This is a genomic window from Porphyromonas gingivicanis JCM 15907, from assembly GCF_000614585.1.
GTDB lineage: Bacteria > Bacteroidota > Bacteroidia > Bacteroidales > Porphyromonadaceae > Porphyromonas > Porphyromonas gingivicanis.
Genome location: NZ_BAKX01000002.1, coordinates 61,466 through 79,376 on the forward strand (window position 1 = coordinate 61,466; position 17,911 = coordinate 79,376).

The 17,911-nt window shown below is 46.9% G+C and carries 17 protein-coding genes; 7 read left to right on the top strand and 10 right to left on the bottom strand.

What is annotated here, in order from left to right; translation table 11 throughout:
* Positions 1-19: 19 nt before the first annotated feature.
* The 7 genes from dnaG to JCM15907_RS02400 are packed head-to-tail and all read right to left on the bottom strand — an operon-like array spanning position 20 to position 6,886.
* Complete coding sequence (dnaG, locus tag JCM15907_RS02385) at positions 20-1,993, bottom strand: DNA primase (protein WP_025842571.1); 1,974 nt, start codon at positions 1,991-1,993, stop codon at positions 20-22.
* A gap of 43 nt (positions 1,994-2,036) precedes the next feature.
* Complete coding sequence (locus JCM15907_RS13275) at positions 2,037-2,489, bottom strand: alanine racemase C-terminal domain-containing protein (RefSeq protein WP_242396770.1); 453 nt, start codon at positions 2,487-2,489, stop codon at positions 2,037-2,039.
* Complete coding sequence (locus JCM15907_RS10295) at positions 2,443-4,515, bottom strand: alanine racemase (protein WP_242396771.1); 2,073 nt, start codon at positions 4,513-4,515, stop codon at positions 2,443-2,445. Before JCM15907_RS10295 ends, JCM15907_RS13275 begins: the two co-directional genes overlap by 47 nt.
* Before the next feature lie 45 nt (positions 4,516-4,560).
* Positions 4,561-5,046 carry a GSCFA domain-containing protein gene (locus tag JCM15907_RS13570; protein WP_051522333.1) on the bottom strand — a complete coding sequence of 162 codons (486 nt, stop codon included), beginning with the start codon at positions 5,044-5,046 and terminating at the stop codon, positions 4,561-4,563.
* Positions 5,019-5,279, bottom strand: a complete 261-nt coding sequence (locus JCM15907_RS13575) for a GSCFA domain-containing protein (protein ID WP_081773775.1) — start codon at positions 5,277-5,279, stop codon at positions 5,019-5,021. Before JCM15907_RS13575 ends, JCM15907_RS13570 begins: the two co-directional genes overlap by 28 nt.
* A complete protein-coding gene (locus JCM15907_RS13580) occupies positions 5,168-5,557 on the bottom strand; it encodes a GSCFA domain-containing protein (protein ID WP_051522334.1) in 390 nt (129 codons plus the stop codon). The genes JCM15907_RS13575 and JCM15907_RS13580 overlap by 112 nt, the downstream gene beginning before the upstream one ends.
* Before the next feature lie 3 nt (positions 5,558-5,560).
* A complete protein-coding gene (locus tag JCM15907_RS02400; RefSeq protein ID WP_025842572.1) occupies positions 5,561-6,886 on the bottom strand; it encodes a hypothetical protein in 1,326 nt (441 codons plus the stop codon).
* 74 nt (positions 6,887-6,960) lie between these two features.
* Between JCM15907_RS02400 and JCM15907_RS12795 the strand changes: the two genes are divergently transcribed.
* The 3 genes from JCM15907_RS12795 (at position 6,961) to JCM15907_RS02420 (ending at position 11,457) form a co-directional block, all read left to right on the top strand.
* Complete coding sequence (locus tag JCM15907_RS12795; RefSeq protein ID WP_148297438.1) at positions 6,961-7,260, top strand: hypothetical protein; 300 nt, start codon at positions 6,961-6,963, stop codon at positions 7,258-7,260.
* Positions 7,261-8,211: 951 nt separating this feature from the next.
* Complete coding sequence (locus tag JCM15907_RS02415; RefSeq protein ID WP_025842574.1) at positions 8,212-9,060, top strand: hypothetical protein; 849 nt, start codon at positions 8,212-8,214, stop codon at positions 9,058-9,060.
* A 75-nt stretch (positions 9,061-9,135) separates the two neighbouring features.
* Complete coding sequence (locus JCM15907_RS02420; RefSeq protein ID WP_025842575.1) at positions 9,136-11,457, top strand: hypothetical protein; 2,322 nt, start codon at positions 9,136-9,138, stop codon at positions 11,455-11,457.
* 350 nt (positions 11,458-11,807) lie between these two features.
* Here the strand turns inward: JCM15907_RS02420 and JCM15907_RS02425 are convergent, their stop codons facing one another.
* A complete protein-coding gene (locus JCM15907_RS02425; protein ID WP_025842576.1) occupies positions 11,808-12,950 on the bottom strand; it encodes a T9SS type A sorting domain-containing protein in 1,143 nt (380 codons plus the stop codon).
* Entirely contained in the window at positions 12,944-14,266 is a 1,323-nt protein-coding gene (locus tag JCM15907_RS02430; protein ID WP_025842577.1) for a leucine-rich repeat domain-containing protein, read from the bottom strand. The genes JCM15907_RS02425 and JCM15907_RS02430 overlap by 7 nt, the downstream gene beginning before the upstream one ends.
* 288 nt (positions 14,267-14,554) lie before the next feature.
* Here JCM15907_RS02430 and JCM15907_RS02435 point away from each other — a divergent pair, with 288 nt between their 5' ends.
* The 3 genes from JCM15907_RS02435 (at position 14,555) to JCM15907_RS02445 (ending at position 17,109) form a co-directional block, all read left to right on the top strand.
* Complete coding sequence (locus JCM15907_RS02435) at positions 14,555-15,964, top strand: leucine-rich repeat domain-containing protein (RefSeq protein WP_025842578.1); 1,410 nt, start codon at positions 14,555-14,557, stop codon at positions 15,962-15,964.
* 158 nt (positions 15,965-16,122) lie between these two features.
* The gene (locus JCM15907_RS02440) at positions 16,123-16,320 is read left to right on the top strand and encodes a hypothetical protein (RefSeq protein ID WP_025842579.1); all 198 of its coding nucleotides are present in this window, start codon (positions 16,123-16,125) and stop codon (positions 16,318-16,320) included.
* Between the two features lie 6 nt (positions 16,321-16,326).
* On the top strand, positions 16,327-17,109 hold the full coding sequence (locus tag JCM15907_RS02445; protein ID WP_025842580.1) for a formate/nitrite transporter family protein: 783 nt from the start codon (positions 16,327-16,329) through the stop codon (positions 17,107-17,109).
* On the opposite strand, the gene JCM15907_RS12950 is transcribed toward JCM15907_RS02445, so the two are convergent.
* Positions 17,085-17,336: a hypothetical protein gene (locus tag JCM15907_RS12950; RefSeq protein WP_159099897.1), complete on the bottom strand. Its 252-nt coding sequence runs from the start codon at positions 17,334-17,336 to the stop codon at positions 17,085-17,087. The genes JCM15907_RS02445 and JCM15907_RS12950 overlap by 25 nt on opposite strands.
* A gap of 339 nt (positions 17,337-17,675) precedes the next feature.
* Between JCM15907_RS12950 and JCM15907_RS12955 the strand changes: the two genes are divergently transcribed.
* Positions 17,676-17,849: a hypothetical protein gene (locus tag JCM15907_RS12955; protein ID WP_159099898.1), complete on the top strand. Its 174-nt coding sequence runs from the start codon at positions 17,676-17,678 to the stop codon at positions 17,847-17,849.
* Positions 17,850-17,911 lie beyond the last annotated feature (62 nt).

Here is a 17,911-nt window from a genome sequence, read left to right on the forward strand (position 1 = left end):
TTGTCTTGTTGTCGTGAGGTTATGAGCCTAAAATCATACGTTCGCCCAGTTCGTGTGCATAGCTCATTTTTATCTTATTGAGTTCGTTAAGCTCTTGCATAGCGTTCATAAGAGCTTCGTTGTCGCCCCGTCGCTGAGCCTCTTGTAGTCGGTGGTGGCAGGCTTGCAGTTGTGCTTGAATATGCTCGGCATGGAAGGCTCGTATGCAGCGCAACGTATCGTCTATAAGTTGCTGGAGCGAGGGCATCTCGTTTTCGTTGTCTATGTTGAGGGCTCTGCGTGATGTGCTACTTAACTGGTAACGGTCGGAGAGGAGGTCTACCGTTAAGTCGGCTATTACAGGCTCTTCGTGGTTGGCGAAATAGGCACTTGGACGAAACTCTTTGGAGGCTTCCATCCGTTCGCCAGCCTCGGCGAACATAATGGAAAAGGTCGATGGTTCTGCGCCTTGTAATTCTTCCTCTATACTCATTTTGATGTACATACCGATGGGGGTGTCGCTTACCACTCCCTCTTCGAGTTCTACGGGTATAAGCACATCGCCGTAGCGTACCAAGAGGCGGAGTAGGTCGCTCTCTCCTTTGGAGAGTCGAGTGCGCATCTTAGGAGCCTCTACTACGGGAGGAGTGGGCTGAGGAGCTTCTTCCGAAGGGTGCGGAGTAGCTATCCGTTGCTGTTGGGCATAGCGATTGTTACGGGTTATCTTGACCTGTTGGAGAAGCGTCTGCTCGCTTAAAAATAGATTGCGTGCCATGCTCTGCGTATAGACGCTACGCTCCACCACATCGGGTATCAGGGCTATGGTGCGTACCAGTTCGTTGAGCACCTCGGCTCGTTTCATAGGACTCTCTGCCATTTCGGTACGGTATAGCTCTGTTTTGAAAGAGATAAAGTCCACTTCGTGCTGTTCGATGTATTCGTTGAACTCGCTTACCGAGCGTTGGCGCACGAAGGAGTCGGGGTCTTCGCCCTCTGGGAGGAGTAAAACCTTTACGTGCATACCTGCTTCTAAGAGTAGGTCTACCCCTCGCATAGCGGCTTTGATGCCGGGCGCATCGCCGTCGAAGAGTAGTGTGATATGTTGCGTAAAGCGTTGGATAAGGCGTATTTGCTGTGTGGTGAGAGCCGTTCCGCTGGAGGCGACCACGTTTTCGATGCCTGCTTGGTGCATAGCGATAACGTCCATATAACCCTCTACGAGGAAGACCTTATCGGCCTGCGAAATAGCCTTTTTAGCAAGGTAGAGTCCATACAGCTCTCGACTCTTGGAGTAAATGGCATTTTCGGGCGAGTTGATGTATTTGGCAGTTTTGTCCTTATTGACCATAATACGCCCTCCGAAGGCTACTACTCGCCCACTCACGGAGTGAACGGGGAAGATGATGCGCTCACGGAAACGATCGCCCGAGGTGCGTCCCTCCGTAGGCTCGAAGCATAGTCCCGTGGCGTAGAGGTATTGCGGATTGTATCCCTCGCTGGTGGCTTTTTGCAGAAGCCCATCTCGCTGTGAGGTAGAGTAACCCAAGGCAAATTTCTCGATAATCTGAGGCGTGATACCTCTATGGCGCAAGTAAGGTATCGCTATGGTTTGCCCCTCTTCCGAGTCGGAGAGCTGGTGCTGGAAGTATTGGCAAGCGAACTTTTGTACCAAGAACATACTTTCCTGCTCGTTGCGCCGTCTGCGCTCCTCTTCGGTCTCTTCGCGTTCGTTGATTTCTATGTTGTACTTGTGTGCCAAGTAGCGGAGAGCTTCGTAGTAAGACATCTTCTCCAATTTCATCAGAAAGGAGACGGGAGTGCCTCCTTCGTTGCAGGCGAAGCACTTGCAGATATTTTTTGAGGGAGAGACGTGAAACGAGGGGCGACGATCGGCATGGAAAGGGCATAGCCCCACGTAATTGACGCCCGACCTGCGGAGCGAGACAAAGTCGCTCACCACATCGACGATGTTGGCAGTATCTAAAATGCGCTGTTTGGTAACCTCATCTATCATCTCGGAAGCTCTCTTATAGCGTGCTGAATGTAACTCTTACCCTTTAGGCACGGTAGTAAACCCGCTGTATTCGGGGCGAGAGGTCGGCAATAAGTTCGTAGGGTATGGTCTCTATGGCTTGTGCCAAGGCATTGAGTTCAGTGAGTTCATCGCCAAAGAGAACTACCTCATCGCCCTCCTGTGCCTCGGGGCAGAGCGTTAAGTCTATCATACAGGTGTCCATACATACGTTACCGATAATCGGGCAACGCTTGCCTCGCAGGCTTACCCAACCCCGACCTTGGCTGAAGCGACGGTCGTAACCATCGGCGTATCCTATGGGGATAACGCCAATGATACCTCCTTCGGGGAGAAGTCCTTTTCGAGCATAGCCAATAGTATCGCCTGGGAGGATATTTTTTTTCTGCAAGAGAGTGGTGCGCAGGCGCAGTGCAGGGGTTAGCTGCGTGCTACCCGATGAGGAGATGCCGTATAGCCCGATACCTAAGCGTACCATATCTAACGCTTTGTTGGCGAAGCGTTCCGTCCCTGCCGTGTTGAGGATATGGCGGAGGGCTGGTAGCTACTTGTTGTGCAAAGCGAGTAGCCGCCTCGGAGAACTGTTCTATCTGTCGCAGGGTAAAGGCATCTTCGGTGGAGTCGTCCGCAGCTGCCAAGTGGGTAAAGAGGCTCTTGACGTAAACCAAATGGTTCTCCTTGAAGAAGTCTGCCAGTTCTACCAATTCTTCGGGCGAGAAGCCCAAACGATGCATGCCCGTATCTACCTCCAAGTGCAGAGCGATGCGACTGAACCCCTGCTTGCTAATCTTGGTACAGAGTTGTTCCAAGAGAGAGCGAGAGAAGATAACAGGCTCTAAGGTGTAGTTGATGAGTGTGTCGAAAGCACTCTCTTCGGGGTTCATAACCAGTATGGGCGAGAGTATGCCCGCCTTGCGAAGCTCCTTGCCCTCATCTGCCACTGCTACGGCAAGCGCATCTATATGTGCCTCGTCCAAAGCCTGTGCCACCTCGTAAGAGCCTACCCCATAGCCATTGGCTTTGACCATACCGATGCACTGCGTTCCCTTGGGGAGCAGAGAGCGGTAGTAATGAAGGTTCTGCACAATAGCTTCGAGATTGACCTGTAAGGTGGTCTGATGCACCTTGTGTGCCAATCGCTCTATGATGCGCTCGAATTGGAATGAGCGTGCCCCCTTGACCAAGATGCAACTGTGGCTTATCTCTTCGATGCCTCCATGCTCTAATAACTCTTCTGTGCTGGAGAAGTAGCTAATCTTATGGTCGGGTAGATAGTCTTGCAAGCGTGTCATCTCCTTACCCACCACGAGTAGATGCTCGATGGCGAGAGGTTGAATTATCTCTGCTACGTTGCGGTAGAGCTGACGTGCCGAGAGCCCACTCTGCTGTATCTCTGAGAGGAGTACTACCCGTTGCAGACCCATTTCTTTGGCTCTTCGCTGCTGGAAGTCGAGCGCAATGGCGAGCGAATTGATGTCGTTGCTACACACATCATTGATGATGATATTATCATTATTACCCTTCTTGACCTCGAGGCGCATCTCCACAGGTTCTAAGCGCATAAAGAGGTCGGGTTGTTCGATAAAATCAGGTTTGAGGAGCATCATAGCCACCATACATAGGAGTACATCCTCTACCGAAGCCTTATCGACAAAGGGGATGCGAATGACCAAATCTTTGCCCAGAGGGGCGATGGTTATCTCGGTAAACCGCTCTCGGGTCTCTATCTTTTTAACGAAGAGGGTAGCCTCTTTGTTTTCTGTACTCCAGCCACGACTCCGCCCTAATAGTCCTGCACGGCGCAGTCCATCGGTTATCTGGCTGTCGTCCATATTGTATATGATGCGCTCGCATTCAGAAAAGAGTTGGAGCTTCTCGTCAATCTTCTGAGCAAGGGTGTTGAAATTCTCCTGATGAGCCGAACCGATGTTGGTAAAAATACCTATCGTGGGGCGTATGATGGGGAAGAGTCGTTCCATCTCTCCCGGTTTGGAGATGCCTGCCTCGAAGAGGGCGAGGGTATGGCTCTCGCTCATCTGAAGTACCGACAGGGGGACTCCTAACTGTGAGTTGTAGCTTTTGGGAGAGCGCACTATATTGTAGCTATCGCAGAGCAGTTGGTAGAGAAACTCCTTGACCACCGTTTTGCCATTGCTTCCCGTGATGCCCACTACAGGTATCTGAAAGTTGGCACGCCACTCTATTGCCAAGCGTTGCAGGGCGCGGAGGGTATCGCTCACGGCTATGAAGTTGGCTTCGGGGCATCGCTCGGCAAGCTCTTCGATGTGGTTGATGATAACGAAGTTGCGCACCCCATGTTGGTAGAGCTGTTCGATGTAGAGATGCCCATCTCCCGACTCTCCCAAGAGGGCAAAGAAGAGGGTGTGTTTCGTATGCGATAGAGAGCGACTATCGGTGAGGATATGCTCGATGGTGTCATCGAAGCGAACTATCGACTGCAAAGGGCGTAATCGATGTACTATTTTTTCTATCGTGTAGATCATGTTCGTATAACTACTCTTTCGTCTCTCGTGTATTCGGGTTCGGGATTAGCTCTCCAAAGGGGAGAGCAGATTTCGAGAGACTAAGTTAGGAAATTTATGGCGGATACGCTCGCCCTCTTGTTCTAAAAAACGGCGGTGTGCCTCTTGCTCCTCTGCCGTGGCGTTCATAGGGCGGTGTAGGGCGCGTTGGGCTAACTTTTCTGCCGTGCGCAGTGCCTCCTCTTCGGAGGGAGAGAGCCAGCCCGTGAGTAGACGTTGGCGGATAATCTCTACGGCTAAATCAGTCGGGTGAATCATATCTTCGGCATAGTAGCGGTAATCCCTCAGTTCGTCCATCATAATCTCATAGGCTGGGAAGTAGTGTACTCTGCCTTTGAAACGCTCTTCGAGGGCTTCGGCTGTGAGTAGTAACTCGGCCTTACTGCGCTGACTCTCAGGCGCACCATAACGCAAGTAGCGGATGGGGCTTACCGTGAGGATGATTTCCAATGCTTCGTTGTGGGCTAAAAGCTGTTCGATGATGGGAGCCAAGCGGGCGATAAAAAGCTCCTTTGTGCCTTGGTGTGCGTAAAGTGTTGCTCGGGCAACTTGTGGCAGTTGGCAACGACACAGCCCAACTCCTTATGCGTGTAGAGGAATGCCGACCCCAAGGTTAGGAGCAACCATCGCCCCTCACGGAGCTGTTGTTTTCCCCTCTGGAGGTCTTCTTCGATGCCTTTCCATGTCTCCTCCCAAGTGGGGCGGGAGTAGCGACTGTGGTGCATAAAGCTGTGATACTTGCCTGATGCTCAAAGAGGAGCGTCGAGGGGTCGAACGAGCAGGCTCCCTCTGCCAAGTATTCCAAGGCTTGGGCTATTGAAATCGGGTTGTAAAGCGTGCCAAACGGATTGACCATAGCATCGAACCCATGTCGAAAGAGCCATGAACCAATCCGCTCGCTGAAGCAGGAACCGAGCGAAAGAATTTTTTCGCCGTAGTGGAGACGTCGCTCAGGGGCAATACCCCTCCACACGACAGAGGTAGAAAGGGTAATTGTTTTCATCGTTTAACGAAAGGCTTCTTTGAGATTCGCTATACGGCGCATAGTGCCCTGCTGTAAGAGATAGACTTGGGGCAGTTGCGTTACGTTGAAGGGTATTACGCTGCTCTGCTGTACATCGTACACGTTGAGCCAAGGCAAACGGCGAGTGGCTTGCATCCATTGGTCTATGTCTCTATCGTACGAGACCATGTAGACCTCGGTGCGGGGTGCGGATTGATGGACATAGAGCTGGTTAAGTTCGGCTATGAAGTTCGGCATCCCCTCCATGGCAAAGGAGACAAAGGCGATAAGCACACGAGGGTGGGCGTTGGCTACTTGCTCCAAACTCTGCTCTTCGCCTTGATTGTCGATGAGCGTAAGGGCAGGGAAAGCACGCTCTTCTGCCTGCTCCAAAAGAGCTTCGTAGGGTACACCTTTGCGCTGTTTATCTATCTTGATGAGTTGTAGTGCTTTGTTTTTCAGACCTTTGGTGTAGGGATGCTCGGGCTTGAAGACTTCATAGGCAGAGGCTACCGAACCGAACGAGTGGAGGTCTATTGTAGCTGGAGCAAAGAACTCTATCGGGTAGAGTTCTTGACCACCATTGAGGTTTTGTAGGAGTACGAAATAGGCTTCGAGCGATGAGGGGTTAGGGTAGACGTACTGCTCCGAAAGTCGCTGTTTATGCGCTTCGACAAGTTTCCCTATTTGTTCATTGCCCTCGGCGAGCGTCATCTCTCCCCGACGGCACAACTCGGTGATGCGTTCGATGCTGTCCTCCACCTTTTGGGTGGCTTGCTGGATGCGCATCAAGGCTTGGTTGCTTGCGCCCCCCTCTATGTGGCAACTCCCTGCTGGCTGGGCTAAGCGGAACGAGAGGCGGATTTGCTGAGCAGAGTCGGCACGAAATACGACACCTTGCTTGCCCCTCCCTAAGCGATAGAGTATCGAGTCCTGTTGTATCGGGTAAATGAGGCTGAAGTACCCCTTGCTGTCGGTGCGTACGGAGTCTACGATACGGAGTGTTTCGAGTACCTCGGTGAGGTAGAGCGTGGTGTCGGCACCATCCAGCACTTGCCCTTTGATTTCAAAACTGCGTTGCGGATGCGACTGACAACCGCTTGCCCCCAAAAGAAGCATTAGCACGCCCAACAGCGTGGCGGACAATCCAGCCCATCGCCCTGCGCTCGAGCTTGCGGAGGGTAGTGCATATCCCCCTGCCTTTGATGCAGACAACTCCTTGCCTGAAATAAGGGGGCTAATAGCTCTCTCGTTAGTGGATTTAGGTGGCTCTTGGCTTGCACCTTGCTTGCTCAAAAAGGGGGTAAAGGAAATGCGCTTTAGTGTCATAAATTTCTCTCTCAAAAACAGTCTGTCATCCTGCAATACTCAAAGTCTTCGGAGCTTGTAGCCCTCGAAGCCTTTTGAGCTTTCCTGTTTCTTTGACTGTGGGGCAAAGTTACAAAATAACCTCCACTAAGCCTTTGTCGAAACAGACCATTGTGCCGACTTCAAAAGAACCTCGAAAGACGATGCACTGCCTCCCAACAACCCCAACCCTCCGAAGCGCATCCCTCTGCCATTCCCCCTCTCATACTCCTTGGCATGGTATGCTCTTTTGCTTTTGCACTCCCTCTTTCTCCTACCTCCTTGCTACTTGCCCCAATCTCCGTTTCCTCTCCGAAGCATATCCCTCTGTCAATATCCCCTCTCATCCTCCTTAGCATGGTAGGCTCTTTTGCTCTTGCACTCCCTCGTCTCCCCTCTCCTCAGTGCTGTATGCCGTAATCCTATTCCAAGATTGCCCCCAATCAACAAATCTTAATTCCATCTCCTACCCTTTGTGGAGGGGTGGCACGCACTTGTTGCGTGCGCATACTCTCCCCCCTTTAATGAGTTTGATTTACTTCCCTTTCTTTTCTTTTTATTTATATAGGGGATAATTCAGCGCATAATTATGTCGAATTATAAAATCATGATGTGATAATTATTTCCGAATTATGAAATGAATTATGGTCGAATTATGCAGAATTATCGATTTTACTGGGATCTCTCCACTTCTGCCCCTTGCATCTTTTTCCTCATCTCTTCTACCCTCGCACCTCAAAACACAAACGCATCTAAACGAAACCGCAGTCGGCTGGATAAAATCAGCAATCGAAACTCGTAACTCAAAACACAAACGCATCTAAACCCTTTGCCTCGATCTCCTCGATCTGAAAAACTGCGAACATCTCCTCCCCGCTGACCCCAAAAATTTCACCCCCGATGCTCAAATTCCAACCCCATTATCCTAACTCTCCAAATCATCAACCCTTTCTCCCGAAAGCACAGACCCTTTTCGCCGAAACCATCCGTCTCTACCCACCGAAGCACTACCCCTATCGAAGTGGTTCATTTGTCGCCTTAACCCGCCCTTTTGTTCTCTCTTTTTGAGTGTCTGCTATAGCGGTCACTATATAAGTAAGAGAGAACCTTTTTTGGGGAAGTTTGGGGACAATTAACTGTTAAATCTTTTGCTCCCTCCCCTCTTTCTGCTTGCAAAACAGAAATTGTACTTATATTTGCTGGATAAAACTATAACGATACAAATTGAAATAAATAGGAATAATGGTCACTTGTTTTGTTTTTTACAGGGTGACCCTCTTATCTAAATAAGAATTCAGAATGCATTTATGATCAGTTTAGAAGAGCTAAGCGGGAAAATAGATGATAGAAAAATAAAGTTCCCAGAAGAGAAAGAAAGGTTAGACCAAGCACTCCACGTTGTCAAAAAAATGAAGGTGTTTGAGTATGTTGTGGCTCAATCTATTGGTATGGGACGAGGAGAGGCGAAGACTAAGGAAGAATACAATACCTTACTTAGGAAGTATAACATAACCCATTGGATGAAGACACTCTATTTTATTTGTCTTTCCGATTATGATAGAAAGCTCTCTTTGCCAGAATACAAGGTTTTTGATAACAGTGCTTTTGAAGTAAAATCAGAGAATCTTTTCTCTCTCTTTAATGGGTGGACTGCCTATGAAAATGGCCCTGTAGAGGCAGATATTTATGATAATAGATTTTTTATCAATAAACTGTCCCCTCTCTTTAGTTATGATGGATATTTTTTGCAGCTAAAGGACTCCGTTGACGAGCAGAAGGCTTACCAAATAGTGCGGGAGGAAAAATACAAATCTTGCAAAGCAACACAGGAGGGATTAGAGAACTCTATTGATGAATCCATAAAACACCTTTTTGGCGGACTTTACACACCCCTCTACTACCAGTTAAAAGAACGCCTTCCCGAAGGAGAGCAGGCTGAAGAAAGTTTGGTACAATACACCACTTTGAACACCCAAATGGTAATAGAGGCTTCTCACTCATTTGTTGCATGGAAAGAGTGTTGGAAGAAAAATAACGATAGAGAAAATAAAGTCTACTCCCTCAAAGATATACAAGATTATCTTTCGAATACGAAAAACCTTCGAGAGGAAGTAGAGTATTTTAGAGAATTTCGAGTGTCGACCAAGGCACATTGATAGGTAAAAATAAATAGGGTAGCTCTCTCTATTACCTTGGAGGGAGTTTTTTGATGTCTGTTAGATATTGTTGGTATGAGTGTAGAACCTAAAAAGAGGGGGTATATAGAAGAGATACAAGACCTGCTCAAAGCTCTTCTTGATAACCCCGAAAAATATTTTTTTGACAGCAAAGAGTCTACTGCCTCTAAAGTAGATATGCTACAAATTTCTGATGATTTGAATATAGGTGTCGAAAATCAGGAGGCTGGCGACAAATCGGAACTGAAAAAAACTAAAGTCTCCGAGGGAGAGGAGAAAGCGTATTTCTCAAAATCTCCTAAGAATGAAATAGAGGAAGAAGAGAGGTTATCAGCTGTCAATGCGCAGTTTTGGGCTTACTTTACACTTTCTCTTTTAACGGGGGAGTATCTTCGTCATGCAAGATATTCTAATTCTTTAGAAGCCATTGTAAAAGAGATAAAAGGGAGGTATTATACTAAAGAGAGTAGAAAGTTTTTACACCCTATTCTCCCCGTGGCACACAATCTGTGCCAAAATCTATTGCATAAGTGTCTTTTGATGCGTCAGCAAATTGAGGTGACGGATGGAAATCAAACACTCTTTTTCCCAGAAGAAACGATTGTCTTATCTGCAGATTACTCTCGCTATAAGAAGCGGGGAAGAGAGATAAAGGAGGCGGAGTATATACAAAATTTGGGGCTAAAGTTGATTGAGATGACTTCAATTGACTTTTTAGGAATCATCGATGAAGAGAAACTCAAATCTTTGGCAAACCTTTATAATCTGTGTGAGGAGATTGAAGCATCTCCAGAAAAACATCTACAGATATTTGAAAAAGAAGCATACGATACGAAACCACAAGAAATAGAGGGAAGTGGAAAGTATATCATAGAGGCTATTAAAATTAAGACCTCCTTGTTGCTCTATCAATCGTTCTTTAAGCCCTTCCTGCAGCTTGTACCCTCAACTCAAGATAATAGCATTAACGTGTTTTCTTTTGATGATAAAAGAGGGAACAGCCTCTATGGAGGGATGAAAGAATTACAAGTTGTATTCAAGGGAAAATGTTACGATAAACCAGAAGATTTGATACAATTAGACTGTGTTCGTTTTTGGAAAGAAAAACTCTATGAGTCTAAAGACCCTCTCTTCGCTGTGCTTACAGAGGAACATATTGACGATTATGACAAATTCATTCAGAGATCTCAAGAAACAAGAGAAAAATGGAACGGGTTATTAAACGGAAAAGACCATATTGACGAGGATAATGAGGAAAGGGTTTTTGAAGAAATTGGATGTATAGCAGGTAGAAATGACGATAATAGTAGAGCACGAAAAGAAAACGTTCCATTTGATATAATTTTAAAAGGACTTGATTTCCTTAGACGGAAGTATGCAGGAGAAAAGAAGTCTAGTGTAGAATGGAATGACCCTATAGATCAGATGGATTCTCTTTTGCGTGTTTTTGTTAACGAGTTGGAGCATTATGCCTATAAATCTATGCCCTATGAAAAAGAAAAAGCTTTTTCAAACTCTTTTTTTCGTTTAATATCTGCAACAAACTCCCCCAATCTACCCCCTATATTCATCTCCTCTTTGGGAGTTAGGATGTTGAATGTAGTCCTACTCCGTAAAACTAAGTATCGACTTTACAGAGGTCATTTTCGTAGCTGGCTTTACAAAGCTCAAAAAACTTCTGTGGAAGAATTAGATAGGATAAAGAAGGAGAATGCTCAAGAACTAAAAGTGGCTACTCAAAAATCAGAACAAAAAACAAAAGAGCTTTTGGAAAAATGGAGTGAAAAAAATGCGGGAGATTTAGAGAAGATTCAAGCCTCTCAAGTCGTTTTTCTCGGAATATTTTCCGCTATTATTGCGATGTTGGTGAGCCTTGTGTCTTCATTTAAATTTGCGGAAAATGTCTACGACTTTATGATTATGTTCGGCTCTGGATTTAGCTTCATATCTGGATTACTAGCCATAGTAGTGCTTGTGAAGGAGAAAGATGCAAAAAAAGAGATGAAAAACAGAACATTTAGCTTTTTTGTAGACAAGTGTCGTTATACTAAAATAAGGAATTGGCTGAAGCGTTGGGGAGTAAGTATACTTGTCTTTCTCTTAGTTGCTGTGGGAGTTTTTGTTGCGGGGTGGGGTGTTGCACTCAAAAAGAGTGAGAAGCCTGTTTCTGCCGTAGAGAAGATACGTTTTGAATACGAAGGACAACAAAAAACAGAGTTCGTTGCTGAGCCTACCTCTGAAAGTGCAGAAAAAGAAGAAACGAAAGCAGTGTCCGACAAAGAGATGCTCAACTCGCCTCTAACAGAGAAAAAGAACCCTCAAACACAGAAAGATGTAACAACCTCAAAAGAGGCTTCGACAGCCCAAAGGAAATAGTCATTCCCATAATAATGCGGTCTCTAAGTCTATCTTTTCCCCTCCTAATAGCCAATGCTCCCATCATGCTATTCACATTGATTTTAACGAGGGAGGGCAAGAAATATGCTACCTCCAACATATACGAGAGAAGGGTGTGACCATTGAATTTGACGGGAGTGGGCAGGAAACTGAAGGAGGCTTTGAAGGAGGAGAGCCTGAAATCTTGAGTCGATTTGTCCGATTCTCTACCGAGTGAAAAGAAAAGAGAGGGTAGTCCCATAAAGGCTATCCTCTCTTTTTTGTAGATTATTGTAGGTTACTGTACCCTCTTATTGCCTTTCTTGGGAGTCCTCAACGCTCTTTTTTATTTAAGGTAGTTTGTAGGGCAGAGAGGTGTTAGTGGGCGATGAGCAGGCGGTGCGTTGCATTGCCCACGATGAGTAGGTAACTACCGCGGGGAGGTGGCGTACATCGAGTTGTGCGTCGCCCATGTCTGAGGTGCGCTCTTCGAGGAGGAGATTGCCCGAAGCATCTATGAGGCGAATGGTTGAGGAGGGCGTGGCTTGGCTGATTTGCACGAAGTGGCTCGCAGGGTTAGGATAGCAGCGTACGGCAGTGATGCCGATGAGTTCGCAGTCCACGCTTCCAGGGTATTCCTCCTTTGCAGTTGCATTGCTGTTGAGTGCTGCATAGACTTTATAATGCTTTGCCTTGGCCTTATCGACTTGCTCTACACGGCAGATATTTTGCTCAGTGGTACTATTGGGTTGAATGACGATAAGTCCTGCTTGGTCGCTGGCGGTGCGTTGTGGAAGCGAGGCGATGAGTTGCTCCATGTGGCTTTCGTCAATGCGATTGTCGTAAAAGAAGGCTTCAAGCAGTTGGGGGTTGTGGCTAAAGTCGAGACTTGTAAACTGATTGCTCGAACCCCAGAAGAGCGTGAGTGCAGGGTTATGCGAGAGGTCTATCGAAGTGAGGCTATTGGCTTGACAAAGCACTTGGCGCAACTTGGCAAAAGGCGTCAGGTCGAGCGTTTGTAGCCCTGTCATAGCACACCAGAGTACCTCCAATTCGCTGTTTTGACTCAAGTCCAATGTGCCGAGAGCATTGCCCGAACAGGAGAGTTTACTCAGTTTACGATTGTGTGTAAGGTCTAATTGGGTCAGCTTGCAATCGTTGCAGGAAAGGAGCTCCAACTCGGGGCATTGGCGCACATCTATGCTCCTTAGGAGGGTGGCATAGCACCATATCTTGCTAATCTTCGGATTGTGGCTTAGGTCGAGTTGCTCCAGCGGATTGTATTCGCACTTGAGTTGCTCCAGTTGCACCACCTTAGAGAGGTCAAGTTGGGGTATTTTATTGATAGATATATCCAAGTAACGAAGTGTGGGGCAGGAGGAGAGGTCGATGTTTGTCATCTCGGCATCGGAGCATTCGAGGGAGGTTACTTTGCCCTGTATCAATATACGTGGTAGGTCTACTGTATAGGTAATCTCTTGCCCATTTACCAAGTGCCGGTAGCGCCCTCGATGGCAACGGCTTCGTTAGCATTGATTTTCATTTTTATCTTGCTACCGACGGCTTTGCCGTGCGAGAATGCGATGTAATCGGTCATTACCTCATCTTCTGAACCGCTGTAATCGATACGATTTTGATACTTGCCGTTGAGGTCTTTTGTGAGCCAATCTTTTCCGAGAGCCAAGGCGACTTGCGACTTTGTACAGATGTTTTTCTCATTGGGCGATTGGGTGTTGATGACCAGCACTTCGCCTTCGCCCTGACGAGGGTCTATTGGCTGACCGTCCAAGCTCCGTAGGGAGCGCATCAGTTGGGTCATCTTTTCGCCCTTAATCTCATTTTCGTAGCAAGATATCTTCTTAATCTTGGGGTTGTTGGCTACCGATAGGGCGGTCAGTTTGTTCTGGTGGCAGTTGAGGCGAGTGAGTTCTTTGTTGTGCGATACATCGAGAGATGTGAGCTGGCATCCCGATACATCGAGGATGCTCAATGCCTTGAGAGGCGAGAGGTCAAGTTGCCTAATGGAGCTTAGTCCGCAGTCTACGATGACGAGTGTGCCGTTGTGCGTGAAGTCCATCTCCTCAAGGGGGTTCAAAAAGCAGGAAAGGATCTCCAGCTCTCTATTATGACTGATGTCTAATTGGGTCAGCTCATTTTTGGCGCAGTTGAGTTGCTTTAGTGCTGTTAGTGCGCTCAAATCGAGCGTGGAGAGTTTGTTGAAGCTACAGTTGAGTGCGCCCAACTGGGTGTTGTTACTTAAATTCAGAGAGGAGAGGGCATTGTTGCCGCAATCCAGCGAAGCAACGGCAGTACATGCCTCTATATTGAGTTCGCTCACCTTATTCTGTGCCAAATTGATGGAGGTTAAGAGTGGATTGCTTGAGAGGTCGAGCCTTGTAAGCTGATTGCTCATTACGTTGATGTAGGTCAGCTGAGGGCAGGCACTTAGGTCTATTTGCTCAATCTTGTTAAAGTTCACATTAAGCTCTTGGAGCGAGGTGGTGTTTTCAAGATGTAGAGCGGTGATTTCGCCCATAAGGTTCTCAAATTGGAGGATTTCGCCCTCGAAAGTTACCTCTTGAGCGGAGAGCTTGTAGTAGACGGTAGAGCCGTTTTTGAACTTTCCTGTGGCTCCCGAAACCCTTACGGAGCCGTTGGCTTTGATCTTGATACCGATAGATTGGTTGATGGCTTTGTCTGTTTTTAGGCGGATGCGCCCCTCGGCTTGGAGCGTGTGGGGGAGCATAAGCCCGATAAGCGTAAGGCAAAGTAGAGCAACATACGGATGGAGGGTAGTCTCTCTCTTCATAACTTTTCTTTTTTTTAGTGGATATTCTTATTTGCTCTGTGTTGGTGTGCAATCTTTTAATAAAGAATGCGGATTGTTGTGTGCTGATACTGTTGTTTCTTTTCTTTTGAATGTAAAAATAATAAAACAGAGGTTTTGTGCAATGCAAGTGGATTAAGGAATAGTTTTATTGGAATGTTTTTGTCTCCATTAGATAGCAAGAGGGATTTTTTTCTTAATGCTTTTTAGAGGATGTATATCTTACAGTGTTATTTGTTTGATTACTTTTGTATTAAAATTTCAATGATTATGATTAGAAAGTACTTTGCTTTTTTGTTCTCTCTCTTGATGGGAATGACAATTTTGCAGGCCCAAGAATACCACGTAGCTACGGCGGGTACTCTATCGCAAGTGGTAGGGCCCGAGGTGCGAGATTTATCCCATATTCGCATTACGGGCTTCTTGAATGCTCAAGACCTTGCTTTTATACGAAGTCTGGCGGGATATCCTCGCTCCCAGAGCAAGCTCCGCCATCTTGATATCGAAGATGCTGTATTGGAGAATAATACAATTCCTAAAGAGGGTTTCTTCAAGTGTTGTATGGAAAGTTACAAATTACCCAAGACCCTAAAAAGTATAGAGCAGTGTGCTTTCCAATGGAATCACGATCTCAAAGAGCTTCGCATACCAGAGGGTGTCACTCATGTTGCCAAGAGAGCCTTTTATTGGAATAGGAACTTGGAAAAGATTTGGCTGCCCGAGAGTTTGACAGAGTTTAGTGAGAGCATGTTGGGAGGAGGCTGTATTGCCTTGCGTGAAGTACATTGGTCCAAAAACTTAAAAAGGATTGGAGATAGTGCTTTTTGGGGATGTGAAAGTTTACACATAAAAGATCTTCCTAATACATTGGAAATTATTGAAGAGACTGCTTTTGAAGGCACTTTGATGGATGAGATTGTAGTGCCCAAGAGTGTCAAGAAGATGCAGGGAGCTTTTTGGGGAGCAAAAAAACTTCGTAAGGTCGATATTCAAGCTCCTTTAACCGAAATCGAAAAAAATACTTTTTATTGGTGTGAAGAATTGCGAGAGGTCAAACTTCCCGAGGGAGTTACACGTATCGGTAATGGGGCTTTCTTTTGGAATTTAGAGTTGAAAGATATAACGTTGCCAGAGTCTGTAACTCATATAGAAGATGATGCTTTTAACAGTGCTCCTTTTGACTCGATTGTTATCCCCTCGAAGGTCGTTTTAATCGGACGAGAGGCTTTTTGGAATAATCGCAACTTAAAGAAAGTGTATGCTAAACCAATCGTACCTCCTGTAACAAGTGAACCGACAGTGATTGCTCCCAATTTGCCTTTTCATGCCTGCAATGAGGAAACCGTTACCCTCTATGTGCCAAAAGGCTCTGCAGAAGCCTACCGCTCTTCGGAAATTTTTAGGAATTTTGGAACTATTGTAGAACTTGACCCTTGGCAGTTCCCCCAAGCCAATGAGCCCCCCAACCGCCCTCCTGTTTTGTGCAAAGTGTATGGTTGCAATGGGCAGTTGGTGATTGAAACTCCTGTAGAGTTATTAGGTAAAGCCTATGCTGTCTACTCTATGGAGGGTTCGCTCATCCAGCAGGGCATTCTTCAAGAGGGGGAGATCCTTCTTTCTCCCAATCGAGGAATTTATGTAGTACGAGTAGAGGAGAGTGCCTATAAGGTGTTATTGTAATTGGCGATTATCGCATATCTGATAGAACGATAAATGGGGATTGTTATTTTTAACACTTCTTTACTCCATAGCTCAGTTTTAGATTTACTTTAGAAGACATTTAAGAATGTGGGCTGTGTGCCGAAGCGCATAACTCTAATCAAACGCTGCTAATCATTATGGGGAGAGTGGTGTTGAGAGGTGTCTTTTTTGTACAAGCATACCCCAAAGAGTGGGTAGTGGCTACGTCAGAGGCTTTTCCTAATTTTGTGCCTCGATTTTCTGCTCTTCTCAAAAGGGCGCAATCCTTATACGAGGTGGTTGTGCAGTATGGGCAAGGGGCGGAGATAAAAGGAATAACAAAACCTAAACTATAAAGCGCAATGATACGAAATCCGAAAGAAGTCCTCGAAGAGACCTATCTCATGACCGAGGCAAAGAAGAGCAAGCCTTGGTCTAAGGTCATCCTCCTTGCCATTATGGCGGGGGTCTACATCGCAATGGGCGGATTTTTGTCGCTCTTGGTGGGCAAGGGCTTTCCCGGTATCTCGGCAGACAATCCCGCCTTGGGCAAGTTCCTAAGCGGTATTACTTTCCCCGTGGGGCTTATCCTCACCGTTATTACTGGGGCGGAGTTGTTCACGAGTAATAACGCTATCCTTATCCCTGCGCTTATGAAACGGCGCATCCCCCTGCTTTTTCCCCTAAAGTACTGGGCGGTGGTCTACATCGCCAACTTCGTCGGGGCGGCAGCTTTCACCTACTTTCTCGTGTATCAAACGGGGCTTTTGGAGGGTGGTCCTTGGCGAGAGGCTATTCAGCACGTGGCAGAAGACAAGACTTCGCTCTCCTTTGGGGTCGCTTTCCTTAGAGGCATCGGGGCTAACTGGCTTGTTTGCTTGGCTATTTGGCTCGGCTTGGCGGCAAAGGATTTGACGGGCAAGATGCTCGGTATTTGGTTGCCCGTGATGACGTTCGTAACGTTGGGCTTCGAGCACTCTATTGCCAATATGTTCTATCTTCCCCTCGGTATGATGATGGGGGCGGAGGTAACTTTCGGGCAACTCCTCATCGACAACCTATTGCCCGTTACGCTTGGTAATATCGTGGGAGGGGCACTCTTCGTCGGGGCTTTCCACGCCTACGTATTTGCCACGAAGAAATAACTCCACCTCGGCAGGGCAGGGGCGAATACGAATTGCGCAAGAGCCTGTTGCGCTAATTCAGAGGAGGATAACCCCATAGATACAGCACGGATAAAGCTGATACAAACGTATAGCCATCCTAATTTAGCAGAGGAAAAAGCCCTCTCTTTGTAGTGCGATAGACACTGCCGAGAGAGGGTTTTCTTCTGTTTGCTCCCGTGTGCCCTCCCTCTGCGCCTCGTTTCCAAGGCATTCTACAGCATCTTTGCGCAAAGGTTCTCTTTCAAAAGGTATAATTAGTTGGACTCAAAACCCTCCGTGAGAACTCGTCGAACCCTCCGAGGAAAAACGCAAAAGGTATAATCCTTTGCCCCGATACCCTTAGCCCTTTGCAGACCCTACACCGTGGGGTGCATTAGAGCCTCTTCCGTCCCCTCTGTTGCCCTCTCCCTTTGTCTTGCTCTTTTTGGGGGGGCTAAAGAATCACTTTTTTAAGACCTTTTTTGTCATTTTGTTTGCCGAATGGGAATGCTTACTTTTGTCAAATCTCGCAATGCGGTTTGGATACGTAAAATTTTCTATGCGGTATGATTGAACTTTTATTGGGCGTTATATTCATCTTGTTGGTAGCTGGACTGATTATTTGGGCTATCTGGGGCAGGGTGCCATGGAAAGTTATTGGCAAGATCCTCCTCTCCCTCTTGACCATAGGTATTACCATCGTTCTTTTGCTTGCCCTCCTATCGGATGCTTTTGCTTGAGCTCCTCGCTGGATGGCTTGCAACTCAATGTGAAGGCACCTTGGAAAGGTGTTGCCCGAAAA